21 protein-coding genes are annotated in these 23570 nt (G+C 61.3%); 5 read left to right on the forward strand and 16 right to left on the reverse strand.

The features are described from left to right. Positions 1 to 12: 12 nt before the first annotated feature. From K0H47_RS27760 to K0H47_RS27800, 9 genes are all read right to left on the reverse strand, one after another. Positions 13 to 1311, reverse strand: coding sequence for an acetyl-CoA C-acetyltransferase (locus K0H47_RS27760; RefSeq protein ID WP_219273948.1), 1299 nt, complete (start codon positions 1309 to 1311; stop codon positions 13 to 15). Beyond that, the gene (locus tag K0H47_RS27765) at positions 1308 to 2198 is read right to left on the reverse strand and encodes a MaoC/PaaZ C-terminal domain-containing protein (RefSeq protein ID WP_219273949.1); all 891 of its coding nucleotides are present in this window, start codon (positions 2196 to 2198) and stop codon (positions 1308 to 1310) included. The genes K0H47_RS27760 and K0H47_RS27765 overlap by 4 nt, the downstream gene beginning before the upstream one ends. A gap of 3 nt (positions 2199 to 2201) precedes the next feature. Then, positions 2202 to 3545 carry a 3-oxoacyl-ACP reductase gene (locus tag K0H47_RS27770; protein ID WP_219273950.1) on the reverse strand — a complete coding sequence of 448 codons (1344 nt, stop codon included), beginning with the start codon at positions 3543 to 3545 and terminating at the stop codon, positions 2202 to 2204. Between the two features lie 158 nt (positions 3546 to 3703). Continuing rightward, a complete protein-coding gene (locus K0H47_RS27775) occupies positions 3704 to 6241 on the reverse strand; it encodes an acyl-CoA dehydrogenase (RefSeq protein ID WP_219273951.1) in 2538 nt (845 codons plus the stop codon). A 288-nt stretch (positions 6242 to 6529) separates the two neighbouring features. Further along, on the reverse strand, positions 6530 to 7936 hold the full coding sequence (locus tag K0H47_RS27780; protein ID WP_017479888.1) for an outer membrane protein transport protein: 1407 nt from the start codon (positions 7934 to 7936) through the stop codon (positions 6530 to 6532). 126 nt (positions 7937 to 8062) lie between these two features. Next, entirely contained in the window at positions 8063 to 8566 is a 504-nt protein-coding gene (praB, locus tag K0H47_RS27785; RefSeq protein WP_017479887.1) for an alkane oxidation protein activator PraB, read from the reverse strand. A gap of 131 nt (positions 8567 to 8697) precedes the next feature. Continuing rightward, complete coding sequence (praA, locus tag K0H47_RS27790; RefSeq protein WP_017479886.1) at positions 8698 to 9192, reverse strand: alkane oxidation protein activator PraA; 495 nt, start codon at positions 9190 to 9192, stop codon at positions 8698 to 8700. A 147-nt stretch (positions 9193 to 9339) separates the two neighbouring features. Further along, entirely contained in the window at positions 9340 to 10620 is a 1281-nt protein-coding gene (locus K0H47_RS27795; protein ID WP_063029341.1) for an alkane 1-monooxygenase, read from the reverse strand. A gap of 318 nt (positions 10621 to 10938) precedes the next feature. Beyond that, entirely contained in the window at positions 10939 to 11937 is a 999-nt protein-coding gene (locus K0H47_RS27800) for an alpha/beta fold hydrolase (protein ID WP_177070958.1), read from the reverse strand. 303 nt (positions 11938 to 12240) lie between these two features. On the opposite strand from K0H47_RS27800, the gene K0H47_RS27805 reads away from it, so the two are divergent. The 3 genes from K0H47_RS27805 to K0H47_RS27815 are packed head-to-tail and all read left to right on the forward strand — an operon-like array spanning position 12241 to position 15530. Next, the gene (locus K0H47_RS27805; RefSeq protein ID WP_219273952.1) at positions 12241 to 13776 is read left to right on the forward strand and encodes an NAD(P)/FAD-dependent oxidoreductase; all 1536 of its coding nucleotides are present in this window, start codon (positions 12241 to 12243) and stop codon (positions 13774 to 13776) included. After that, positions 13773 to 14672: an SDR family oxidoreductase gene (locus K0H47_RS27810; RefSeq protein WP_201140320.1), complete on the forward strand. Its 900-nt coding sequence runs from the start codon at positions 13773 to 13775 to the stop codon at positions 14670 to 14672. The genes K0H47_RS27805 and K0H47_RS27810 overlap by 4 nt, the downstream gene beginning before the upstream one ends. Positions 14673 to 14687: 15 nt before the next feature. Then, positions 14688 to 15530: a metal-dependent hydrolase gene (locus K0H47_RS27815; RefSeq protein ID WP_218263521.1), complete on the forward strand. Its 843-nt coding sequence runs from the start codon at positions 14688 to 14690 to the stop codon at positions 15528 to 15530. Positions 15531 to 15536: 6 nt separating this feature from the next. Here K0H47_RS27815 and K0H47_RS27820 read toward each other — a convergent pair whose 3' ends face one another. After that, a complete protein-coding gene (locus K0H47_RS27820; protein ID WP_373568927.1) occupies positions 15537 to 16175 on the reverse strand; it encodes a ribonuclease in 639 nt (212 codons plus the stop codon). 36 nt (positions 16176 to 16211) lie between these two features. Next, positions 16212 to 17192 (reverse strand): Gfo/Idh/MocA family protein, encoded by a 981-nt coding sequence (locus K0H47_RS27825; protein WP_177070956.1) that lies wholly within the window; start codon positions 17190 to 17192, stop codon positions 16212 to 16214. 140 nt (positions 17193 to 17332) lie between these two features. Between K0H47_RS27825 and K0H47_RS27830 the strand changes: the two genes are divergently transcribed. Continuing rightward, the gene (locus K0H47_RS27830) at positions 17333 to 17695 is read left to right on the forward strand and encodes an NUDIX hydrolase (RefSeq protein WP_063029335.1); all 363 of its coding nucleotides are present in this window, start codon (positions 17333 to 17335) and stop codon (positions 17693 to 17695) included. Here the strand turns inward: K0H47_RS27830 and nadE are convergent. The 3 genes from nadE to K0H47_RS27845 are packed head-to-tail and all read right to left on the reverse strand — an operon-like array spanning position 17692 to position 20393. Then, positions 17692 to 18507, reverse strand: coding sequence for an ammonia-dependent NAD(+) synthetase (gene nadE, locus K0H47_RS27835; protein ID WP_063029334.1), 816 nt, complete (start codon positions 18505 to 18507; stop codon positions 17692 to 17694). The two genes, K0H47_RS27830 and nadE, sit on opposite strands and share 4 nt — an antisense overlap. A 1-nt stretch (position 18508) precedes the next feature. After that, positions 18509 to 19735 carry a nicotinate phosphoribosyltransferase gene (gene pncB, locus K0H47_RS27840; RefSeq protein WP_063029333.1) on the reverse strand — a complete coding sequence of 409 codons (1227 nt, stop codon included), beginning with the start codon at positions 19733 to 19735 and terminating at the stop codon, positions 18509 to 18511. A gap of 10 nt (positions 19736 to 19745) precedes the next feature. Beyond that, a complete protein-coding gene (locus K0H47_RS27845) occupies positions 19746 to 20393 on the reverse strand; it encodes a nicotinamidase (RefSeq protein ID WP_063029331.1) in 648 nt (215 codons plus the stop codon). A gap of 147 nt (positions 20394 to 20540) precedes the next feature. Here K0H47_RS27845 and K0H47_RS27850 point away from each other — a divergent pair, with 147 nt between their 5' ends. Continuing rightward, positions 20541 to 21248, forward strand: a complete 708-nt coding sequence (locus K0H47_RS27850; protein ID WP_201140322.1) for an NUDIX hydrolase — start codon at positions 20541 to 20543, stop codon at positions 21246 to 21248. 164 nt (positions 21249 to 21412) lie between these two features. Here K0H47_RS27850 and K0H47_RS27855 read toward each other — a convergent pair whose 3' ends face one another. Together K0H47_RS27855 and K0H47_RS27860 are read right to left on the reverse strand one after the other, a co-directional pair. After that, a complete protein-coding gene (locus tag K0H47_RS27855; RefSeq protein ID WP_218263525.1) occupies positions 21413 to 22186 on the reverse strand; it encodes an L-iditol 2-dehydrogenase in 774 nt (257 codons plus the stop codon). Between the two features lie 22 nt (positions 22187 to 22208). Then, the gene (locus K0H47_RS27860; protein ID WP_219273953.1) at positions 22209 to 23519 is read right to left on the reverse strand and encodes a sugar ABC transporter substrate-binding protein; all 1311 of its coding nucleotides are present in this window, start codon (positions 23517 to 23519) and stop codon (positions 22209 to 22211) included. Positions 23520 to 23570 lie beyond the last annotated feature (51 nt).

Here is a 23570-nt window from a genome sequence, read left to right on the forward strand (position 1 = left end):
TTATGGTGGGAACTACTTTTCGACGATAGCGGTAATGCCCAACCCACCCGCCGCGCAGATCGAAATCAAGCCTCGGCCGCCGCCCCGCTGGTGGATGGCCTTGGCCAGTGCCGCGAGCTGCCGGCCACCGGTGGCGGCGAACGGGTGACCGCAGCCGAGGGAGCCGCCGTTGACGTTCATTTTGGCGCGGTCGATGCTGCCCAGCGGCGCCTCGAGGCCCAGGCGGTCGCGGCAATAGTCCGGGTCTTCCCAGGCCTTGAGGGTGCACAGCACCTGGGCGGCGAAGGCTTCGTGGATCTCGAACAGGTCGAAGTCGGCAAACGTCAGACCTTCACGCTTGAGCATGCGTGGCACGGCGTAGGTCGGGGCCATCAGCAGGCCTTCGGTGCCGTCGACGAAATTCACCGCTGCGGTTTCACCGGTTCGCAAATAAGCCAAAACCGGCAAGCCACGTTCGGCGGCCCATTCCTCGCTGGCCAGCAGCACCACCGAGGCGCCATCGGTCAGGGGCGTGGAGTTGCCGGCGGTGAGCGTGCCGTTCTGGCGGTCGTAGGCCGGGGACAGGCCGGCGAGTTTCTCCAGGCTGGTGTCGGCCCGCAGGTTGTTGTCCCGGGCCAGGCCGCGATACGGGCTGATCAAATCGTCGAAGAAACCCTGCTTGTAGGCCGCGTCCAACCGTTGGTGGCTGGTGAGGGTCAGTTCGTCCTGGGCCAGGCGCTTGATCTGCCAACGCTTGGCCATTTCTTCACAGTGTTCACCCATGGACAGGCCAGTACGCGGTTCGCCATTGCGCGGCAGCAGCGGCTTGAAGAACATCGACGGACGCACACCCATCAAGGCCTTCAACTTGGCGCCGGTGCCTTTGGCGCGGTTGGCTGAAAGCAACGTGCGGCGCAGGGACTCGTTGATGCCGATGGGCGCGTCGGAGGTGGTGTCGGAACCGCCGGCAATGCCCACTTCGATCTGCCCGAGGGCGATCTTGTTCGCCACCAGCAACGCCGCCTCCAGGCCCGTGCCGCAGGCTTGTTGCAGGTCGTAGGCCGGGGTTTCGGGAGAGAGCGTGGTGGACAGCAGGCTTTCCCGGGCCAGGTTGAAATCCCGGGAATGCTTGATCACCGCACCGGCGGCAAACTCGCCCAGGCGCAGGCCGTGAAGGTTGTAGCGATCCACCAGGCCTTGCAGGGCGGCGACCAGCAAATCCTGGTTGCTGTCCTGGGCATACACCGTATTGGAACGGGCGAACGGAATGCGGTTGCCGCCGATAATCGCCACGCGGCGGGTCGGGGCCGGGTTGAAGCTGTAGTCACTCATCGAGGGTTCTCATTCCAGATAAACAGCCCACGCATATGGGGTTTGTCACCGGCGAAATTACGCACTTCAAACTCACGGCGCGGGCCGGTTGGCGGGACGTTCCACAAGGCGACCTGGCCGGGCAGGAAGATCGGCAACTTGAAGTCGCAGTGGGCTTCGGCCTGGTCCAATCCACCCGGCGGTTGCTGGGCGGCCAGTGCGCGGCCAAGGGTCCACATGCCATGGGCGATGGCCCGGCGAAAGCCGAAGAGTTTGGCGCCGATCACCGAGGTATGAATCGGATTGAAATCCCCCGAGACCTTGGCGAAACGCCGCCCCAGGTCGGCCGGCAGCACCCAGCGTTGGGTACGCAGCAAACCTTCTTCCTGCAACGGCAGCACGTCGTCCCACGGTTCGCCGACCGGGGTTTTAACGTCACGCCGCAGGTACAGGCTGTCGCTCTCCCACACCAGGGTGCCCGCACTGTAGGCACGGGTGGCGATGCTCAAGGCCTGGCCCTTGGGATGGGCCACCCAGCGCTCGCAATACACTTCGAGCCGCAGGGCCTGGCCCTCCTCGAGCCGTTGATGCTGGCGGATGCGATTGGCCAAATGCACCATGCCGCTGGCCGGGTACGGGAAGCTCGGCCGGGTCAGCAGCATCAGGTGCAGCGGGAACGCCAGCACATGGGGATAGGACAGCGGCACGCCTTGCTCGCGGCGGAAACCGCAGGCCCGCCCGTAGGCCGCAATTCCCTGGGCAGACAGCTCAACGGCCGAACGCACCAGGCGGTCTTTCGGTAACGTCGGCGCCCCTTCCACCTTGGGTTTGCGCAGGGCCAGGACCCCGTCCAGCAGCAGCCGCGAACGTGATGGCGGGGGGTCAATAATCTGCGTCACATAGTCCATAGGTCAGGCTCCCAACAGGCTTTGGCCGCAGACCCGCACCACCTGGCCATTGACCCCGCCGGAAGCCGGATGCGCCAGCCAGGCGATGGTTTCCGCCACGTCGATGGGTTGCCCGCCCTGGGACATGGAATTCATCCGCCGCCCCGCTTCGCGAATCATCAGCGGGATCTTCGCGGTCATCTGGGTTTCGATAAAACCAGGGGCCACCGCATTCACGGTCACTTGCTGCGCCGCCGCTTGCGGTGCCAGGCCTTGGACCAGGCCGATCACACCGGCCTTGGACGTGGCGTAATTGCTTTGCCCGAGGTTGCCGGCAATGCCGGAAATCGACGAGACACACACGATCCGCCCACCCGGGTTCAGGCCTTGGCTTTCCAGCAAGGCAATGCTCAGGTGCAGCGGCGCTTCCAGGTTGACCGCCAGTACGCTGCGCCACGCCGCTTCGGTCATCTTGGCGATGGTCTTGTCGCGGGTGATCCCGGCGTTGTGCACCACCACGTCGAATGCGCCGTGTTGGCTGACATGGGCTTGCAACTGCTGCGTAGCGTCGGTGGCGGTGATGTCCAGCGCCAGTGCCGTACCACCGACACTGCTGGCCGCTTGTTGCAATGTTTCCTGGGCCTGGGGCACATCCACGCAGACCACCTGCGCACCGTCACGGGCCAGCACCTGAGCGATTGCCAGGCCGATACCACGGGATGCGCCGGTGACCAGGGCACGGCGGCCGCCGAGGGGTTTGTCCCAATTGATTTCGGCTTGGGTGTCGACCGGTTTCTCAAGGCGTACCACCTGCCCCGAGACATAGGCCGAGCGCCGCGACAGGAAGAACCGCAGGCTGCTTTCCAGCGCACCTTCGGCACCCGGTGCGACGTAGATCAACTGCACGGTGATCGCCCGGCGCAGCTCCTTGGCCAGTGAGCGCACCAACCCTTCAAGGGCGCGTTGAGCGATGGCCTGCGGCAAGTCCTTGCACAGCTCAGGCGCGGTGCCCAGCACCACCACCCGGGCGTGTTGGCCCAGGCGCTTGGCGTTGGTGTGGAAGAATGCGTAGAGCTCGTCCAGTTGCTTGAGGTCGGCGATGGCGCTGGCGTCGAACACCGCGCCCTGGACCTTGACTGTAGAGGGCGCCTTGAGGGTCGCGGCGGTGGCGGGCACCGTGTCGGTAGCACTGAAGATGCGCTGGATCTCAGCAGCCAGGCGCCCTGCCCCGGCCACGATCACCGGGTTGGCCAGGCCTTGTTGGCCGCTGCGATGGCGTTGCAGCGCCAGGGGTTGCGGCAGGCCCGCAGTCTGGGCCAGCCAGCGGCCCCAAGGGGAATTGACGAACGAGAGGTAGCTATCACTCATGGATAAATTCACTCACAACACGGTGTTGCCATGGAAACCCGATCCTGTGGGAGCTGGCTTGCCTGTGATTGCGGTGTGTCAGCCAACACATCTGGCACTGAACCAACGCTATCGCAGGCAAGCCAGCTCCCACATTGACCGTGTTCCTCCAGTTCCAATCAGTTGACCGGCGCGTTTTCGCTTTGATTGGCGCGGCGCCTGGCGGTCGGTTTGGCGGCCTGTTCCAGCGCCTGTTGGCGCTGTTGCAAGGCTTCCAGCAAGCCGAAGTCCTGCGGGAAGTCGTCAACCTGGATCGCGTGATCGCCGTATTCCACATAGCGCGCCAGCAAGCTGTCTTCGTCGTCGCTGATCAGGTCCAACGCCCGTGCCTTGACCCGCCACGGGGTAAACGCAGTACCGGAAATCGGCATCGGTTCGATCAGGCCTTGCTTGATCGCGCCCTTGAGCCGCGCCTCGATCAGTTCCACCTGTGGCAACAGGCGGAAGCCCAGTTCGCCATAAGCCAGCTTGTCGATTTCCGGCCGCGGGATGTAGGAATTGCCCAGCAAGCGGTCACGGGTTTCCCCCGGCGCTTGCACCAGTTCCGCCACTTGCGCCAGCAGGCGATCCGACGGTTTGCGCAGTGGAATGCCAAACGGAAAGCTCAAGCCACGCACCACCGTCGCTGCGGCTTTCGACGGATAGTTGTCGAGCACTTCAGCCAGGGCTTCATGGGCGCGCAGCAACGCGTCCTGGGCCGCCCAATGCACCAGCGGCAAATCTGCCTGGGGCCGGCCATCATCTTCAAAGCGCTTGAGCACGCAGGACAGGATGTACAGCTGGGACAGAATGTCTCCCAGCCGCCCGGTGATACTTTCCTTGCGCTTGAGGGCACCACCCAGCACGCCCATGGAAATGTCCGAGATCAACGCCAGTACCACCGACAACCGATTGGCCTGGCGGTAGTAGGACGCCAGCGCCGGATCGGTTTTGCCAGGCACGGAAATCAACCGCCCGCCCGTCAGCGAATGCACCGCTGCACGTACGGTATTGGCCAGCACAAAGCTCAGATGCCCGAACATCGCGCTGTCGAAATCCACCAGGGCCTTGCGCCGGTCGGTGTTGCGCGCCGCTTCCATCTCGCGGAACACATAGGGATGGCAACGAATCAGGCCCTGGCCGTAGATGATCAGGCAGCGGGTCATGATGTTCGCGCCTTCCACCGTGATGGCGATGGGGCTTTGCTGGTAAGCCCGGGCGAGGAAGTTATTGGGCCCCATGCAGATGCCCTTGCCGGCCACAATGTCCATGCCGTCGTTGACGATGATCCGCGCCCGCTCGGTAACGTGGTATTTGGCGATGGCCGAGATCACCGACGGCTTTTCACCGGCATCCAGCGACGCCACCGAGACCTTGCGCACTGCGTCGCAGGCATACAGATGCCCGGCCATGCGTGCCAGGGGCGCTTGCACGCCTTCGAACTTGCCGATGGGCAGGCCGAATTGTTTGCGCATCGCCGCATAAGCGGTGGTGCCGCGTACGGCCACCTTGCCCAGGCCGACGTTGGCCGACGGCAGCGAAATCGCCCGGCCAGCCGCCAGGCATTCCATCAACATGCGCCAGCCATTGCCGACTTGTTCGCGGCCACCGATTACCCATTCCAGCGGGATAAATACATCCTTGCCGGTGGTTGGGCCGTTTTGGAACACGGCGTTGAGTGGCCAGTGACGCCGGCCGCTGTTCACCCCCGGATGGGTGGTCGGGATCAACGCACAGGTGATACCCAGGGAGCCGGGCTGGCCGAGCAAACCCTCAGGATCTTCAGCACGAAATGCCAGGCCGAGCACCGTGGCGATTGGGCCGAGGGTGATGTAGCGCTTGTCCCAGGTCACGCGGAAACCCAGCACTTCCTCACCTTCGTGCAGGCCCTTGCAGACGATGCCCAGGTCTGGAATCGCCCCGGCGTCGGAGCCGGCATACGGGCTGGTCAGGGCAAAGCACGGGATGTCTTCGCCACGGGCCAGGCGTGGCAGGTAATAGTTGCGCTGGGCGTCGGTGCCGTAGTGCAGCAGCAGTTCTGCCGGGCCCAGGGAGTTGGGCACCATCACCGAAATCGCCGCCGCCGAGCAACGGGTCGAGAGCTTCATCACCACTTGCGAATGCGCATAGTGGGAGAAGCCTTTGCCGCCGTACTGCTTGGGAATGATCATGCCGAGGAAGCCGGCATCCTTGGTGTACTGCCAGCCTTCGGGGGACATGTCTTGCCAGACCTGGGTGGTTTCCCAGTCGTTGGACATGTCGCACAGGGTCTCTACTTCGTTGTCGAGGAAAGCCTGTTCTTCAGCGCTGAGGCTGGCAGGTGCGGCTTGCAGCAGGCGCTCCCAGCGCGGTTTGCCGCTGAACAGCTCGGCGTCCCACCACACGGTGCCGGATTCGATGGCGGCGCGCTCGGTGTCGGACATCGCCGGCATGATGCTGCGGAAAAGGCCCAGGGCCTTGCTGGTCAACAGCGCGCGGCGCAGGGGTTTGATCGTCAGCAGCAGCGCGGGCAATACCACCAGCACTGCCACCACACTGACGCCGAAACCGGCGACCACGTTGAACAGGTAACCGACCGCCAGCCAGACCAGGCCGGCACCCAGCCAGAGGGTGGCAGCGGCTTGTCGATACGCCAGGGCAATCGCTGCTGCGAGTCCCGCCAATAACCAGATAACCATGGGGATACCTCTACTCAATTCAGGGTACGGCCAACGCCCGAGCAGATCGGAATGACCTGTGACGTAAAGCCACACTACAAACTTGAAAAGATAAATTCAAATTTTGTTTTGAAATTTTTATTTAATGCTTGGGCAAAAAAATAGCGGCTGAGTGAATCAGCCTTTCAGGTCAGTGAAAAAGGGATCGGAACGGGTCGCGTGGGCGACCCGTCGATGCAATACCAGTGTGAGATGTGCAGAAAGATGCGCTGACTGCAGGCTGACACCGACACACGCCACAACGGTGGATCAGAACTCGTAGGAGATCGCCATACTGACTACGTCCCCATAGGCGTCCGCCTTGCCATCCAGGGTGGCTGCCCCCAGACGATCCTGGTTGTGGGTTTGCAGCTTGGCTTTTTCCACGAATTGGTGGGAGTAGGAACCGTCGATACCCAACCCCGGAATTGCACGAACTTTGTAGCCAAAGCCCAGGGATGTGAAGATCCGGTCACCATCCGGAATGCGTGGGTCACGGGTGGAGTTACGGGTTGGCGTCTGGTCCGTGGCCACACCGGCGCGCACAGTGAGATCGTTGGTGAGTTTATAGTCACCGCCGAGGGAGACCATCCAGGCGTCCTTGTAGTTATAAGGAATCGACACAATCTGGTTGCCGTCAGACTTCAAGGTCAGCGCTTTGAATGACGACCATTGGGTCCACATGACACTGGCACCCAGGCTGAAACGATCACTGAACTGGTGAACCCAGTCGATGGTGGCGTTGGCCGGGACATCAAGTTGTGTGCTGGCGTTGGCACCGTTGAGCTTCAGGTCCAGACCTGGGTAGGCAAGGCCTGGGAGACCGCCCTCGATCAGCGACTGGCTCAAGGGGTCAGCGTAGATATTGTATTTGCCCTCCAGCTTGTTCTTGATCTTGGCGTGGTAGGCAAGGCCCAAGGTATCTTTGTCTGTAGGCTTCCAGGCCAGGCCGCCAAACCAGCCGACGGAGGTATTGTCCACCTTGACGCGAATCAGCGAATGGCCTACGCCGGAAGGAAACTGAAGTCCGATCGGAGACACGGCCGCCGCGGAATACAAGTCTATGTTCTGGCTGACGAAGCCTTTGGTGTGCTGAACAATTGCACCGCCGCCAATGGAAAACTGATCATTCACCTTGAACGACAGCGCGCCCGTCAGGCCAACGGTTTCAATGCGCGTGTCGACGGCAAAATCTCGTCCAATCCAGTCGGAATCCCATGTAGTACGTGCACCCATGGGAACCACCTGGCTCAGACCAAAGGCGAAGCGATCGCCAATCGGCATCACCGCAAATCCGGTCGGTACCCAAGCGGTGAAGCCGCCCTGCCCGCCTTTGTTGTCATTGGGCGTGCCGGCCAGCGTATCCGGGTCTACCAGCTGCGGCGCATTGCCGGCGTAGTCCTTTTCGGTGCCTTTGTATTTGATGTTGATCCGCGCATAGTTGACGGTGAGCTCGGCGACGTTACGATCAATAAAGGCCATGGCCGCCGGGTTGTTGAACGCCGCGGATGGATCGTTCTGAAACAGCGAGCCACCCCCGAAGGCACGGCCCCAGCCTTGGGCACCATAGGTCGGAGTCGCGAAGCCGCCGGCCTGGACCGACCCTGCCGCGGCCATGAGCCCGCCCAACAATGCCAGGCCGAGAAACGCTTGAGCCTGTTGTTTCTTATTATTCATGCTCCACTCCTTATTATTTTTTCCATCACGGGCGTTAACCCCGATCGGGCTTACCTCGACAGGTGCCTCTGACGAGGCACCTGTTTATTTCAACGTGTGATCATCACGTCTTGCGCGGAGCAGTACTTATGGCGAAATGACGAATGCTGGGTTCGGTGTTGCAGTCAGAGCGGTGATGGTGCAAGACCCAACTGCCTGTTGTGTCGCAATACTCAGGAGGTTGGAGCCGTTGTTCCAGGTCACTGCAATTGGCACGGCGGCCGATGCACAGTTAGAGACAACCGAGAAGTTCACCGACACGGTACCGGTGTAACTTGGGTTGGCACCGGCGGTCACTTGCAGTTTCCATGGCAGGTTCAGCAGTTTTGGAACACCGCACAGAGGGTTGCTGCCATTGACGGTCGCACTGTTGATCTGAGCGTAGGTACCATCAGCCGCCACTTGGCCGGAAAACGCAATATTGCAAGTTACAGGCTGTTGCAGCGACGCCGGCGACTTCACAGTAATGCTGCCGGTAGTTGCGAAGGGCGAACCCGCCGGAGCAATGGTATAGGCCGCATTGGCCATCGAAGCTGCGCCGAAGCACAACGCAAACGAACCTACACAAACGAGGGTTTTCAAGCTTTTCATTGTTTTTCCTCACATGTTATGGCGAGTCAATTCGCCAGGGGTAATGGCCATGATCGAGAGGTCACGGTGAATCTGCAGAACTTCCCTTTCCAGCCAAATTTCAATTCGATTACCGTTACAACGCCTAACTGTTACTCAACAACTTTGAAAGTCGGCGGCATCTTGATCGACACCGTTTTAATCGTGCAGTCTTCGCCGATCGGCACATTGGCCGCTTCTAACTTGCCAGTGGCGTTATCCCAAGTTCCATCGGCGGTAGAAGGCCCGCATTTACCGCCCAACCCAAAGGCGTGCACATCGACGGCAATCTTCGACATCGAGCCGCTCTTGGTATCTTTAGCCACCAATACCCACGGCAAGTTGATCGCTTCCACCCGGCTGCACTTGAGGCCGCCGTCGAATTCAACTTTGTCGACATTCACCGACGAGCCATCCGCCGCCACTTTGCCGGCGACCTTGATGGTGCAGTCCGCGCTGATCAGCGCGCCCTTGGAAAAGCTGATGGGGCCCTGGGCAGTAAACGCACTGCCGGCGGGTTCGATACGGGCGGCCTGGGCCTGGTGGTAAACAATCAGGCCCAGGGCGGCCAATACAATGTGCGTCGTGAACTTGGCAGGGTTTTGCATGGTGTACGTCCTTCCCTTAATTTTATTTTTGTTCGGGTCAAACAACTGTCTTGCAACTAAGCCGTACTCGAAACCGGTAAAGCCTGGGCGATGAGAACCTGCGCGATACACAGATCCCGAGTACGCCCTACAACTGACTGATTTACGTTAGAAGGGTCTGGTGGTGTTGCTGTACTTCTCCAGGTACTTCAAACGTTGTGACGGTTGAAGATTAGTCAGGGTGATATCCCCGGCATAGTGATTAAGGACTCGGTGATCCATGCGTCGTCGCCACAAGTACGGTACATAAGCCCAGACAATCATGCTGGCATAACCGTAGGGCAGTTGCGGCGATTCATCAAAGTGACGCAGGGACTGATAACTTCTGGTTGGGTTGGCGTGATGGTCAGAGTGGCGCTGTAGTTGGAACAGAAAGATATTGGTCACAATCCGGTTGCTGTTCCACGAATGCCGTGGCGAGCAGCGCTCATAACGACCGTTGGGCAACTTCTGGCGCTTGAGACCGTAATGCTCGACGTAGTTCACCACTTCCAGCAGCGAGAAACCGTAGATGCCCTGGATGATCAGGAACGGAATCACTGCCGCGCCCAGCCACGCAATCATCGCGCCCCACAACACCACACTGTACATCCAGGCGCTGAGTACGCCGTTCTTCCAGTGCCAGGCCGGCAGGCCGAGTTTGCGCAGGCGCTCACGTTCCAGGTTCCATGCCGAGCGGGCGCTGAACCACACCGAGCGTGGCAGGAAGGCCCAGAAGCTCTCCCCCAACCGCGAACTGGCCGGATCTTCCGGAGTGGCGACACGTACGTGGTGGCCACGGTTGTGTTCGGTGTAGAAGTGCCCGTAGAAGGTCGGCGCCAGGGTGATCTTGGCCAGGATGACTTCCAGCAGGCGCGGCTTGTGCCCCAGTTCATGGGCCGTGTTGATGGCGATGCCGGTGGCGGCGCCGGTGGACATCGCCATGCCCAGGTAGGTGAACCAGCTGATTTCGCCGTGCAGTTGGGTGCGAGCGGTGATGAACGCGGCGGTCTTGGCCAGCCAGCTCGACGGGTCCAGGGTGGCGGTAGCGTGCAGCAGACCGCCGCCGATGATCCAGTCGATGCCACCGGCCGCCAGCCACCCGGTGATCACCACCGAGGAGATGACAAACAGCACGCCGGTGTAGACGATCCAGCGGTAGTAGCTTTGGGATTCAAGGTTGCTGACGGCGGATTCCGGCGGGTTGCTGACGTCTTCACCCAGCAGGCCGTCGATTAATGGGATCAGGCCGAAGATCACCAGTACGCCAACCCACCACAGCTGTTGCACACCGGTGGAGATGGCCAGGGCGCCAGAGAGCAAAGGGGTTGCCAGGGGCATAATGCCGAGCCACCACAGGTGGCGTTTGCCGTCGGTCCAGACGTTCGGGGCAGCCAGGGTCTGATTCATGGCAACCTCCGTACGCGGCAGGTGGGCAGGGAGCAAAAATCAACACTAGACAGGTACACGGAGCGATGACTGCTCCGAGAATTCAACCATGCGATAAAAGGCGTTTTTTTCATTATTTTATTCGCTCTTAGGCATTTCAAAAATTGTTTCAAATTAGACATTGAAATAATTTTTTTAAATAAATAGCGCGGAATCGTTAGGTCGTCAACTAAATTCTTGAACCCTTTTGAACGTGACCGGGCAGTCTCTTTTTCAGCCGCTTGGTCAGGTGTCTAGGGCAAGCATTGACGGCGTGGAACCGCGAGTTCAGTCGCACAATTATTTGCTCGCCACGGCAAATGGCGGATGCAAAATCGTGGCGCTTTCCGGTGGCCGGACACGCTTGGCCACCTGCTCGACCAGGGCCGCGACACGCTCGGTAGCCGTTATCGGCAACATATGCCCGCGCCCTTCCACCAACTGCAGCTTGAGGCCCGGCACCCGGCTGGCCAGGGCCTGACCGTGTTTGCGGAAGTCCAGCACCTTGTCTTGCGCGCCATAGATCAACCCGATGGGCAGGGTCAATTGCGGGTAGCGCTTGACCATGTCCGGCAGGAAATCGTTGACCAGGTTGATCTCGGTGGAGGCGGCATAGAAGTTGTCGGGCCGCATGCCAAGCAATCCTCCGCCGCGGGTGGCGAAGTCTTCCGGAGCGGGGTCGGGGGCGAACACGCCCTTGACCACCGAGCCTTTCGTCAGCAGGCCTATAGGCATGGTCAGGGTGTGCGCCATGTAGCGCCGCAACCATCCCGGACGTATCGCCAAGGACATAAACACCAGCGGCAGCATGCGCTGGGGATGGGTGAGCGGCGCCACCAGGATCAATCCGGACACCGTGTGGGGATGATCCAGCGCCAGCGCCAGAGAAATCGCCCCGCCGAGGGAATGCCCCAGTACCAATGGCTTATCCAGGTCCAGAGTCTTGATAAAGCTCGCGACTTGCCGGGCCTGGCCAGGCAGGTCGGCGGCCGTCCCGGCATGCCGAGTGGAATAGCCCGAACCCGGACGATCCAGGGTGATCACCCGAAAGTGCTCACGCAATTGGGCAGACAAGGCATACGTCAGGTTGCGACTGCTGCCCATCAGCCCGTGGATCATCACCAGCGGCGGGCCCTTGCCCTCGTCTACATAATGAAAGCGCTCGCCGTTGATCTCCAGAAAGCGCCCGTTGATCGGAACAGCGGCTTCTATACGCCGTGTCATCCGGGCACTGAAGCCCCACAACACTACGCTTAACCCTACAAACACACCCGCAGCGACAACCCATTCGACAGCCATAGCTCGGTCCTCTGCATCCCTGCGTTGCTGGCGGCCCGACCGGTATTGGTCAAGACCTCAGCCATCGTCCACCCCTGGACCTAACTGCGTGCGTAAAAGCTCTCGTCCGTCGGATAAGTCGCACTTGAGGAACTGGGTCGTAGCCTAGACGATATTTTCAGGTAGATTATTTAAAATCTTTTTTAAAATAAATAATTCAATTTTTCTTTGCAATGGTGTTCTATCTAAAAAGCCAAAACAAAAACAAGGAGCACATCCGATGTCGAAACCCGTAAGGCGCCACCGGCCCACGAGGGACAGCCTATGAATGCCCATGACACCGTCGACATTGCCATCATCGGTTCCGGATTTGCCGGGCTGTGCATGGCGATCAAACTCAAGGAAGCCGGGTTCAACGACTTCTTTGTCGCCGAGCAAGCCGACGCCCTCGGCGGCACCTGGCGCGATAACCACTACCCCGGCTGCGCCTGCGACGTGCAATCCCATGTCTATTCGTTTTCCTTTGCGCCCAACCCGGACTGGACGCGGCAGTTTGCGCCACAGGCGGAGATTCGCGCCTACCTGGAACAATGCGCCCAACGCTTCGGGCTGGCGCCGTTCCTGCGCTTTGGCATGGGCCTGGAGAAGGCCGTGTTTGATGAGGCACAACAGCGCTGGAGCCTGAGCTTCAGCAATAGCCGTCAGGTCAGCGCGCGGGTGTTGGTATCCGGGATGGGTGGCTTGTCGCGCCCGGCACTGCCGAACATTCCGGGCCTGGACAGCTTCAAGGGCAAGCGCTTCCACTCCCAGCAGTGGGACCACGAGTATTCATTGAAGGGCAAACGCGTGGCGGTGATCGGCACTGGCGCCAGTGCCATTCAGTTCGTGCCGCAGATCGCGCCGCAGGTGGCCCATCTGGACCTGTTCCAGCGCACCCCGCCGTGGATCATGCCCAAGCCCGACCGGCCGATTTCACGCGTCGAGCGCTGGGCTTTCAAACACCTGCCGTTCACCCAGCGCCTGGTGCGCGGTGCGTTCTATTGGGCGCTGGAAGGCCGCGTGGTGGGCTTTGCCCTGCACCCGCGCCTGATGAAAATGGTGCAGAAAATCGCCGTGCGCCACCTGCACAAACAAGTGGCCCGCCCTTCCCTGCGCAAGACCCTGACGCCGGACTACACCATCGGCTGCAAGCGCGTGTTGATCTCCAACGACTACTACCCGGCCCTGTCGCGCAGTAACGTGCAGGTGGTGACCGACAACGTGCAGCGCATTGAGGCCGACGGGGTTGTCACCGCCGACGGCATCAAGCACCCGGCCGATTGCATTATCTTCGGCACCGGTTTCCAGGCCACCGATCCCCTGCCCCGCAACTGCATCATCGGCCGCCACGGCATCGACCTGATGGACACCTGGCAAGACGGTGCCCATGCCTACCTGGGCACGACGGTGCCGGGTTATCCGAACCTGTTCCTGATCGTTGGCCCCAACACCGGGCTGGGGCATAACTCGATGATTTTGATGATCGAGGCCCAGGTCACCTACATCCTCGATGCCTTGCAACAAATGCAGCGCCATCGCATCGCCACGGTGGACGTCAAGCCAACGGTAGAGTTGGCCTACAACGCCAGGCTGCAGGAAAAACTCAACGGCACCATCTGGTCCACCGGCGGCTGCAAGAGCTGGTACCTGGACCCGCGCACCGGCAAGAACACCACGCTGTGGCCCGGCTCCACCTGGCGCTTCAAGCAGGTCACCCGGCACTTCGCCCTCAAGGACTACGTCGCCAATCTGGTGCCGGTACCTTCCACCCCGCGCCCGGCCGCAAATCCCCACACCACCGCAGAAGGGAGCCTGTCATGAAGTCATTCAACGGCCGCGTGGCGGCCATCACCGGCGCGGCGTCAGGCATGGGCCGCGCGTTGGCCCTGGCGTTGGCGCGTGAAGGCTGCCACTTGGCGCTGGCGGATAAAAACAGCCAGGGCCTGGAGCAGACCGTCGCACTGATCAAGGCCCAGGTGCTTGCGCCAGTGCTGGTGACCTCGCAGGTGCTGGACGTTTCCGACCGCCAGGCGGTGGAAGAGTGGGCGGCCCGCTGCGCCGCGGAGCATGGCCAGATCAATATGATCTTCAACAACGCCGGCGTCGCGCTGTCCAGCACCGTCGAAGGCGTGGATTACAGCGACCTGGAATGGATCGTCGGGATCAACTTCTGGGGCGTGGTCTACGGCACCAAGGCCTTCCTGCCTTACCTCAAGGCCAGCGGCGACGGCCATGTGATCAACACCTCCAGCGTGTTCGGCCTGTTCGCCCAGCCGGGCATGAGCGGCTACAACGCCACCAAGTTCGCCGTGCGTGGCTTTACCGAATCCCTGCGCCAGGAACTCGACTTGCAAAAAAGCGGGGTCTCGGCCACCTGCGTGCATCCCGGCGGGATCCGCACCGACATCTGCCGCAGCAGCCGGATCGACGCCAACATGACCGGCTTTCTGATCCACAGCGAACAGCAGGCCCGGGCCGACTTTGAAAAGCTGTTCATCACCGACGCCGACCAGGCCGCCAAAGTGATCCTGAGCGGAGTCCGCAAAAACAAACGCCGCGTGCTGATCGGCCGCGACGCCTACTTCCTGGACCTGCTCGCCCGCTGCCTGCCGGCCGCCTATCAAGCGCTGGTGGTGTTCGCCAGCAAACGCATGGCGCCGGAACAACGCAGTGCGCCCTCGCCCGTCCTTGAAACCAACGAAGAGCACCGTCTCTGAACTGGAGTACCGACCATGCTGCCGATTCGCCGCGACCTCCGTTTTGCCCTGCCCGCCGAACGCATCAAGAACTGGCATGAACAAGGCCCGTTCATCACGCACTTTTTCAACGCGTTGTCGCTGCTGTTTCCCCAGGGCGAACTGTTCTTCATGGACAGCGTACGCCACTACCGCCAGCGCATCGAAGCCCCCGAACTGAAGAAGGAAATCCAGGGTTTCATCGGCCAGGAAGCCATGCACAGCCGCGAGCACGTGGCCTACAACGACCTGCTACAAGCCGCCGGACTGCCCGCGCATACCCTGGATCGCCGGCTGAAGATGATCCTCGACGCGCAAAAGAAATACATGCCCGCCTCGTTCAATCTGGCGGTGACCATTGCTCTGGAGCATTACACCGCGATGCTCGCGGAAATCCTCCTCAGCGATCCCTCGCGGTTCGGTGACTCGGTCAAGGGGTACCAACAGATGTGGTACTGGCATGCTCTGGAGGAAACCGAGCACAAGGCGGTGGCGTTTGATGTGTGGAACAGCGTGATCAAGCCTGGGCCCAAACGTTATTTGCTACGCACCGGGACCATGCTGACCACCACGCTGCTGTTCTGGGTGGTGGTCTTTGATTTTCACCTGCGCCTGCTGTTTGCCGACCGGCGTTCGGGTGGGCATGTGAAGGGTTTCTGGCGGATGCTCAAGTTTCTTTACGGGCCCAAGGGTGTGTTCCCGCGCATGGCGCTGCCCTGGTTGCATTACTTCAAGCCCGGGTTTCATCCCTGGGACCATGACAACCGGGCACGCCTGGCGGGCATTGACCGTTTGGTGGAAGAGATCGAGCAGGCCCATAACGGTTATGGGCCCGCTTGAATCCGCTTAACGCTGGGTCGGGATGCGAATGTCGCCATCCCGGCACTGGCTCTTGACGCTACGCGGGCAGCCGGCGAATGCCAGGTCCTTGGTCAGGCACACCCGCACTTCGGTCAGCACCGCGCCCTTGCAGATCACTGCAAGGCCGTGGTTGCCCATGGCCGGGTTGCTCTCGCGAAACAGCGCTTCGATGTCCCGCGCGCCCAGGCCGCTTGGGACATTGAAGGGCTCAAGCTGCTGCGGGATCTTGACCACGCCCAGCGCCGCGTCGGTCTTGTCCAGGTAGGCTGACGCCTCAAGCCCACTGCAGGTACCGTGCTTGGCCCATTCATGCCTGAGCAGTCTGGGCGACGGGAACAGCGTCCTGCCCCGGGCGAAGTCTGCATCCGACAAGCGCGACTGCGGCTCACACGACGCCGGCCAGCCGCCCTTCGCGTACTGCGGCCACAGCCCATGCAGGACAAACCCGTAGCCCTTGCCCGAACACTGCTGGTCGTCCGGGTGCGTCAGGCAGAAGGTTGGCGACCAGGACAGCGACAACACATAAAAATCAAACTCCCCGGCTTGCCCCTGGGCCCGCGGCGCTGCCGTCGCGGCCCCGGCCAATGCCAGGCAAAGCACAATCCAGGCTGCTTTCATTTTCATCCGTTCATTCCTTAAAAAGACAAAATCAAAGCACCGCTAGACCGCCAGGTTGGGGTTACGTTGTAGCACCCGGTCCATGACCCGGTCGGTCTTCAACGCCTCGATCGCCAGCGCCGGGTGCTTGCTCTCGCCGCGAATATGCGCGTTCATCCCCAGTACGTGATGCCACTGGATATGCGCATGGTTGGGCACCTCCAGCACCTCGCTGGTCTCGCCCTCAAGCCGCAACGGCGCTTCATCGAACACCGAGAACGTGATGCGACCCTTGCTGCCGATCATCTCTACCCGGTCTTCGCGCCGGTCGGCGACAAAGTTCCAGCAGCCCATGCCCAACGCGCCCGAGGCGAAGGTCCAGCAGGCGGTGACGGCATCTTCGGCGGCGTAGCGCCCGGCCTGGCGCGCGGTAAACCCGGCCACATCGACGATATCCCCGACCAGGTACTGGAACAGGTCAAAACCGTGGCTGGCCAAGTCGGCAAAATACCCGCCGCCGGCAATCGCCGGGTCGGTGCGCCAGTTGGCACTGCTGGCATCGTCTTCTGATGGCGGCTTGCACAGGGTCCAGGTCAGATGACGCAACTCGCCGATGCGCCCGTCCTGCAGCCAGTCCCGCACCTGCTGGAAGCGCGGCAGGGAACGCCGGTAATAAGAGACAAACAGGTGCAGCCCGGCCTGTTCGAAGGTGCGTTGCATCAGCGCGCTTTGCTCGGCATTCAGTGACATGGGCTTCTCGACGCAGCAATGCTTACCGGCAGCGGCCACCATCAGGCTGTATTCGAGGTGGCTGTCGGGTGGCGTGGCGATGTAGACCGCGTCCACTTCCGGGTCGTCAATCAGCGCCTGGGCGTCGGTGTAGAACCGGGCAATGCCATGGCGTGCCGCATAATCGCGCACGGCTTCCTCGCGGCGCCCCATCACAGCCACCAGCGCCGAACCTGGCGCTTTGTAGAAGGCGGGTCCACTCTTGAGTTCAGTGACACTGCCACAGCCGATCATGCCCCAGCGTACGGTGTTCATCTGCATCTCCTTCAGGTGAGTTTTTTCGATGGGGCAGTATCGGTGTTTTCCGGCCCCCTCTCCACCCTGCCGGAGAAAGACTCAGCATGACAATTGCATTACACTTTTATGACAATCATCCAGCTGCGGGGGCACAGACGATGAAAATAAGGGCCACGGTGATTTGCGAGCACGACGGGCACATCCTGTTCGTGCGTAAAGCCCGATCGAAATGGGCACTGCCCGGCGGCAAGGTCGAGCGCGATGAGCGCCCGGCAGGTGCTGCCGCACGAGAACTGGAAGAGGAAACCGGGCTGAACGTGGACGGTTTGCTGTTATTGCAGGAGCTGAAGGCCAGCGACACCCTGCACCATGTGTTCGAGGCGTCGGTGGTGAATATCGACGAAGCCCGGCCGCTGAGCGAAATAAAGGAATGCCAGTGGCATCCCTACACGCGCCTGGAAGACCTGGATACCACCCAGGCCACCCAGCAAATCGTCAAATCCTTCCTGCGCCGCCTCTAGTCGGGAACGAACGGCAGCGCGCGCTTGTGGGCCGTCTTGAGGTAGGCGCTCTCGACAATCGCCCTCACCCGTTCACTGACCGACTCGCCCATCAGATAGCTGTCGATCTCGTCATAACTGCAACCATACGCCAGCTCATCCAGCTTGCCCGGGGCCAGCTCTTCCAGGTCAGCAGTCGGTGCCTTGGCCACCAAGTGGCGTGGCCCGCCAAGGGCGCTGGCCAGCAGGCGCACCTGGGTCTTGGTCAGCCCTGAGAGCGGCGCCAGGTCGCAGGCGCCGTCACCGAACTTGGTGAAAAACCCCATCAACGCCTCTGCGCCGTGGTCGGTGCCCACCACCAGGCCATTGTGCAAATTCGCTACGGCGTACTGCGCCATCATCCGCGCCCGGGCCTTGACGTTGCCCTTGATAAAGTCGATGCGTTCAGCACTGGCCTGCCCGGCAGACAGGCTGCCCATCAGCCCGTCGACGCAGGCGGCAATGTTCAGCGTCTCGATCTGGTCCGGTGCGATAAATTCCAGGGAGGCCTGGGCGTCGCGTTCGTCCGCCTGGGTTTTATAGGGCAGGCGCATGGCAATAAAGCGCGCCTCGTAGTCCTCGTCGCGCAGTTGCTCCACCGCCAACTGGCACAGGCGCCCGGCGGTCAGTGAGTCAACGCCGCCGCTGATGCCCAACACTAATGCGTGGCAGCCGGACTGGCGCAAAGTGCCCTTGATGAAGTCGATGCGCCGTTGCAGTTCAGCGCCCTCGCCACCCTTGCCGAGCAGCCGGTTGATCTTCAGTTCTTGTGCGATACGTGCCTGTGTGTCCATGTCACACCCCCAGTTGCGGATTGACGTTGCCGACGTTAAACACCTGCGCCGCATACTGCAGGAACGAGGCGTCTTCGCAGACGTTCTTGATCGGGTCATCGGAGAATTTCACCACCGGCTCGCCATGCACCCGCACCAGCTTCATCACGATGCTCAGCGGCTCCACTCCGTCGACATCACAGGCCAGGCTGGTGCCCATGCCAAAGCCGAACTTGGCCTTGCCTCGCACGTGCCGCAGGATCGGCAGGCATTTCTCGAAATTCAGGCCATCGGAGAACATCAGGTCCTTGGTCATCGGGTCGATGCCCAGCTCCTTGTAGCGGGCCAACACCTTGTCGGCCCAGACGATCGGGTCACCGGAGTCCTGGCGCAAACCGTCGTACAGCTTGGCAAAGTACAGGTCGAAATCCTTGAGGAAAAAGTCGGTGCTAATGCAGTCGGTCAGGGCGATACCCAAGCGCCCACGGTATTCGCGCACCCAGTTTTCCAGCGCCGCGTTCTGGCTTTCCCGCAGCCGGCCCAGTTGCTGGTGCACCATCAGCCATTGGTGGGCCATGGTGCCGATCAGCGGCAAGTCGAATTCGTAGGCCAGGTGCGCGTTGCTGGTGCCGATGAACTGGCCGGGAAAGTCGCGGCGCATGATGTCGACCACTTCGCGCTGGGCCTTGAACGACAACCGACGGCGGGTGGAAAAGTCCGAGACGCGAAGGTCCGCCAACTCGTCGCGGGTGAGATTCTTCTCCAGCCAGTCGAACTTCTGGTAGAGCTTGCGGGTGACGTCTTCGAGGGTCACGTCGGGGTATTTGGCGCGGTTGCGCAGTTCGCTGACCAGGGCCAATACCGGCTGTTCGAACATGATGCAGTGCAGCATCGGGCCAACCACGCGGATGTTCAGTTGGCCGTCGACTTCACTGACGTGGATATAGCGCAGGTTGAAGCGGAACAGGCCCAGGAAACGCTCGAAATCCGGGGTCAGGTATTCCCGGCGCTGGTTGAACAGAAAGCGCAGTTCACCTTCGCGCATGTTGAGGCCGGCGAGTTTTTCCAGCTCGGCCCGCAGCTCGGGAATCAGGTGCCCGAGTTTCTCTTTGGAGCGGACGATGAACTGGTATTCCACATCGACATTCGGGTGCTGGTGCAGCACGGCCTGCATCATGGTGAAGGTGTAGTAGTCGGTGTCCAGCAAGCCCTGGATCACGCTGTTCTCGTAGTCGTATGCACTTTCCATGAGGTACTCCTTAACGCGCGGCCATCGCGGCCAGTTCTTCCCGATTGCGGGTAATGACGACGCCTACTTGTTGCAGATGGTTGACCGCCTGCACGCCGCCCTCCTCGCTGATGCCACGGCACGCCGGCAGGTGCAGGATCACTTCGAAACCCGCCTGCAGCAGTTGCAAGGCGGTGGTCTTGACGCAGTAGTCCAGCGCCAGGCCGCCGACGATTACGCGCCGGATGCCCTGGGAGTAGAGGTATTCGATGACGCCGGTGGAGAGTTTGTCGTGAAGGTCGTGGTAGCAGGCGCCGTAGGGGTGCAGGTCGGGTTCGACGCCTTTCCAGATGAAGTAGTCGTAGTCATAGGGCGTGGGCAGTTCGTCCAGCAGGGTGAAACCCTCGGTGCCCGGCACGCAGTGGGCGACCCAGGTGACGTCGGCGTGCACCAGCCCGGTGGGTTTCAGCATGTCGCTGTGGTGTTGCACCACCCAGGGCGCGTGCGGGGTGTGGGCGTCCTTGCTGCCGACACGTCGCCCGGCGAGGCTGGCCATGTAATTGAGCTCGGCGCCGATCTCGTCACCGCCGGCGACCGGCAATTCATTGGGGCACAGTGGCGTGAAGCTCTTCTGGGCGTCGACGTCGAATGAGGCGATAGCGTTTTTAGAGACGGTCATGTGCGTGTTCTCCTGTGGCCTGGACACAAAAGTACACGTCATGTACTTTCATAGCAAGAAACATTTATTTACCTATGCTGGATCGAGTACACGACATCGCCGCTTGATCCGTTAGACTGTGCCCCACCGCTGCCAACAGGACCCGACATGCCAGACCACGCCCCACCCCTTAGCGCCTACCTGCACACCGTGGACTTATGCGTGCTGTTCTATTGTCGTGCCTCCGGGGAGTTGAAGATCCTGCTCAACCAGCGCGAAGCCGAGCCCTTCGCCGGACACTGGGCGTTGCCGGGCGTGGTGGTGAATGGCGGCGTGCAAGATCTGAGCCTTCAGGATGCCGTGGAACGGTTGCGGGCCAGTGACAAGGTCGGCCTGGCGCTGGCCTGGTGCGAGCAGGTGGGTACGGTGGGTGATGCGTTTCGTGATCCGCGCTGCTGGTCTTCGTCGACCTATTACCTGGCGATCGCGGCTGATGAAGTGACGCTGGCCGGGCATCAGCGCTGGTTCTCGCTGGATGCGGTGGCGGGTAGCGCGGTCAAGTTGCCTTTCGATCACAACGGGATTGTGGCGGCGGTGCAGGAAAGACTGTTTTCCAAGTCGCTGTACAGCAGCTTGCCGTTGATGTTTTTGGGCAATGAGTTCAGTGCACCGGAGGCGACTACGATCTTCTCGCTGGTGCTGGCGCGGCCGGTGCTGAAGACCAGTATTCGCCAGCGGTTGCTGAAGTTGACTGAGGCCGGTTTCTTGCGGGAGACGGGCCGCAAGAAGCATGGCGAAGGCGGACGGCCGCAGGCGACAGTGGAGAACCTGAAGCCTGGCGCGGTGTACTTCTTTGATCGCAGCTTTGCCGAATAAGACCAAGCCCCCTTCCCTGAGCAATGAAGATCAAACTGTGGGAGCGGGCTTGCTCGCGAATGCGGTGTATCAGTCAGCATATCCGGCGACTGACACTCCGCATTCGCGAGCAAGCCCGCTCCCACATTTTTTGATCTGCGGTGGTTCAAGGAGATGCGTCCGGCTCAATTCATCCAGTTGCCGCCGTCGACATTGTAGGTCTGGGCAACCACGTAATCGGCCTCTTTGGACGCGAGGAAAACCGCCATCCCGGTGAGGTCTTCCGCCGTGCCCATCCTCCCAAACGGCACCTCGGCCCCCACGCGCTTTTTCTTCTCGCCCAGCGGCAGCCCTTCGTGTTTGGCAAACATCGCGTCCACCCCGTCCCAATGCTCACCGTCCACCACACCCGGTGCGATGGCATTCACATTGATCCCCTGTTTGATCAAGTTCAGCCCCGCCGACTGCGTGAGGCTGATCACCGCCGCCTTGGTCGCGCAGTAAACCGCCACCAGAGCTTCACCCCGGCGCCCGGCCTGGCTGGCCATGTTGATGATCTTGCCGCCATGGCCCTGTTTGATCATCTGCTTGGCCGCCGCTTGCAAGGTAAACAGCGTACCGGCGACGTTGATCGAGAACAGCCGGTCGAAGCTGTCGCGGGTGATGTCGGTGATGGGTGCCAGGTCGAACAGAGCAGCGTTGTTGATCAGGATGTCGAGCTTGCCGGCCTGCGCCACCACGGCGGCAATCGCGGCGTCGATGGACGCCTGGTCGGTGACGTCCATGGCCACCGCGTAGGCCTTCGGGCCCAGCTCCGTGGCGGTAGCCCGTGCCCGTTCCAGGTTGATATCGGCGATGGCGACGGTGGCGCCTTCGTTGATGTAGGCCTGGGCAAACGCCCGGCCAATGCCTCGGGCGCTGCCGGTGACCAGCGCGCTTTTACCTTCCAGTCGTTTCATGAATGCAGTGTCCCTGAGGTGGTTATTTCGGGTAGCCGGCGCGTTTCATTTCGCGCTCGGTGGTGGACTGCGCCTCGGCCAGTGCCTTGTCGACGGTCATGCCGCCGGTGAGCGCTGCCGAAAACAGCTTGCCCACCGAGGTGCCGATGGCCTGGAACTCGGGGATCGTCACGTATTGGATGCCCACGTACGGCACGGGTTTGGCCGACGGGTGCGCCGGGTCGGCGTGTTGCATCATCTGCAAGGTCACCTTGGCAAAAGGCGCCGCGGCCAGGTAGGCCGCGTTGTAGGTGGACTGGCGCGTGCCCGGCGGGACGTTGGTGATGCCCTCCTTGTCCGCCACCAGTTGGATGTATTCCTTGGAGGTGGCCCAGGTGATGAAGGCCTTGGCGGCGTCCTTGTGCTTGGAGGTGGCCGGGATCGCCAGGGACCAGGCGTACAGCCACGACGAGCCCTTGTCGGTGACTTCGGTAGGCGCGGCGGCAAAGCCCACGCTGTCGGCGACTTTGCTTTGGGTTTTGTCGGTGGTAAACGAGCCGGCCACGCTGGCGTCGACCCAGATCGCGCATTTGCCGCTGTTGAACAGCGCCAGGGTTTCGTTGAAACCATTGCTGGAGACGCCCGGCGGGCCGTAGTTCTTCAGGGTATTGACGTAGAAGTTTGCCGCCGCGGTCCATTCCGGGCTGGTCAGTTCGGGTTTCCATTGTTCGTCAAACCAGCGCGCACCAAAGGCATTGGCCATGGTACTCAGCAGCGCGACGTTTTCACCCCAGCCAGCCTTGCCCCGCAGGCACATGCCGTATTGGTCCTTGGTGGGCTGGTGTAGCTTGGCGGCGAACTCGCCCAGTTGGGTCCAGGTTGGATGTTCCGGCATCGTCAGGCCGGCCTGCTTGAACAGGTCGGTGCGGTAATAAGTCACGGTGCTTTCGCCGTAGAACGGCAAGGCGTAGAGGGTGTCGTTCACCGACAGGCCCTGGCGCACGGCGGGGAAGATGTCTTCCACGTCGTAATCGGCGGGCAGTGGCGTGATCGGTTCGAGCCAGTGCTTGGCGCCCCATAGCGGGGTTTCATAGGTGCCGATGGTCAGCACGTCGAATTGGCCGCCCTGGGTCGCGATGTCGGTAGTGAGGCGCTGGCGCAGCACATTTTCTTCGAGCACCACCCAATTGAGCTTCACCTCGGGGTGCTGCTGTTCGAACACCTTGGACAGGCGTTGCATGCGGATCATGTCACTGTTGTTGACCGTGGCGATGGTCACGGTTTCGGCCGCATGGGCGGCCATCGCGAGTGTGAGGCCGGAGAGCAGGAACAGCGCTTTCGGTATCTTGAACATGGCGGTTTTCACTTATTGTTTTTGTTGTTGACGGCCCGATTACAGCAGCTT

The sequence above is a fragment of the Pseudomonas sp. Xaverov 83 genome (assembly GCF_019352905.1).
GTDB lineage: Bacteria > Pseudomonadota > Gammaproteobacteria > Pseudomonadales > Pseudomonadaceae > Aquipseudomonas > Aquipseudomonas yamanorum.

Excerpts from the sequence above, each read along its gene's own strand:
- K0H47_RS27760 (WP_219273948.1), bottom strand. The coding sequence starts at position 1,311 with ATGAGTGACTACAGCTTCAACCCGGCCCCGACCCGCCGCGTGGCGATT.
- K0H47_RS27765 (WP_219273949.1), bottom strand. The coding sequence starts at position 2,198 with ATGGACTATGTGACGCAGATTATTGACCCCCCGCCATCACGTTCGCGG.
- K0H47_RS27770 (WP_219273950.1), bottom strand. The coding sequence starts at position 3,545 with ATGAGTGATAGCTACCTCTCGTTCGTCAATTCCCCTTGGGGCCGCTGG.
- K0H47_RS27775 (WP_219273951.1), bottom strand. The coding sequence starts at position 6,241 with ATGGTTATCTGGTTATTGGCGGGACTCGCAGCAGCGATTGCCCTGGCG.
- K0H47_RS27780 (WP_017479888.1), bottom strand. The coding sequence starts at position 7,936 with ATGAATAATAAGAAACAACAGGCTCAAGCGTTTCTCGGCCTGGCATTG.
- praB (WP_017479887.1), bottom strand. The coding sequence starts at position 8,566 with ATGAAAAGCTTGAAAACCCTCGTTTGTGTAGGTTCGTTTGCGTTGTGC.
- praA (WP_017479886.1), bottom strand. The coding sequence starts at position 9,192 with ATGCAAAACCCTGCCAAGTTCACGACGCACATTGTATTGGCCGCCCTG.
- K0H47_RS27795 (WP_063029341.1), bottom strand. The coding sequence starts at position 10,620 with ATGAATCAGACCCTGGCTGCCCCGAACGTCTGGACCGACGGCAAACGC.
- K0H47_RS27800 (WP_177070958.1), bottom strand. The coding sequence starts at position 11,937 with ATGGCTGTCGAATGGGTTGTCGCTGCGGGTGTGTTTGTAGGGTTAAGC.
- K0H47_RS27805 (WP_219273952.1), top strand. The coding sequence starts at position 12,241 with ATGAATGCCCATGACACCGTCGACATTGCCATCATCGGTTCCGGATTT.
- K0H47_RS27810 (WP_201140320.1), top strand. The coding sequence starts at position 13,773 with ATGAAGTCATTCAACGGCCGCGTGGCGGCCATCACCGGCGCGGCGTCA.
- K0H47_RS27815 (WP_218263521.1), top strand. The coding sequence starts at position 14,688 with ATGCTGCCGATTCGCCGCGACCTCCGTTTTGCCCTGCCCGCCGAACGC.
- K0H47_RS27820 (WP_373568927.1), bottom strand. The coding sequence starts at position 16,175 with ATGAAAATGAAAGCAGCCTGGATTGTGCTTTGCCTGGCATTGGCCGGG.
- K0H47_RS27825 (WP_177070956.1), bottom strand. The coding sequence starts at position 17,192 with ATGAACACCGTACGCTGGGGCATGATCGGCTGTGGCAGTGTCACTGAA.
- K0H47_RS27830 (WP_063029335.1), top strand. The coding sequence starts at position 17,333 with ATGAAAATAAGGGCCACGGTGATTTGCGAGCACGACGGGCACATCCTG.
- nadE (WP_063029334.1), bottom strand. The coding sequence starts at position 18,507 with ATGGACACACAGGCACGTATCGCACAAGAACTGAAGATCAACCGGCTG.
- pncB (WP_063029333.1), bottom strand. The coding sequence starts at position 19,735 with ATGGAAAGTGCATACGACTACGAGAACAGCGTGATCCAGGGCTTGCTG.
- K0H47_RS27845 (WP_063029331.1), bottom strand. The coding sequence starts at position 20,393 with ATGACCGTCTCTAAAAACGCTATCGCCTCATTCGACGTCGACGCCCAG.
- K0H47_RS27850 (WP_201140322.1), top strand. The coding sequence starts at position 20,541 with ATGCCAGACCACGCCCCACCCCTTAGCGCCTACCTGCACACCGTGGAC.
- K0H47_RS27855 (WP_218263525.1), bottom strand. The coding sequence starts at position 22,186 with ATGAAACGACTGGAAGGTAAAAGCGCGCTGGTCACCGGCAGCGCCCGA.
- K0H47_RS27860 (WP_219273953.1), bottom strand. The coding sequence starts at position 23,519 with ATGTTCAAGATACCGAAAGCGCTGTTCCTGCTCTCCGGCCTCACACTC.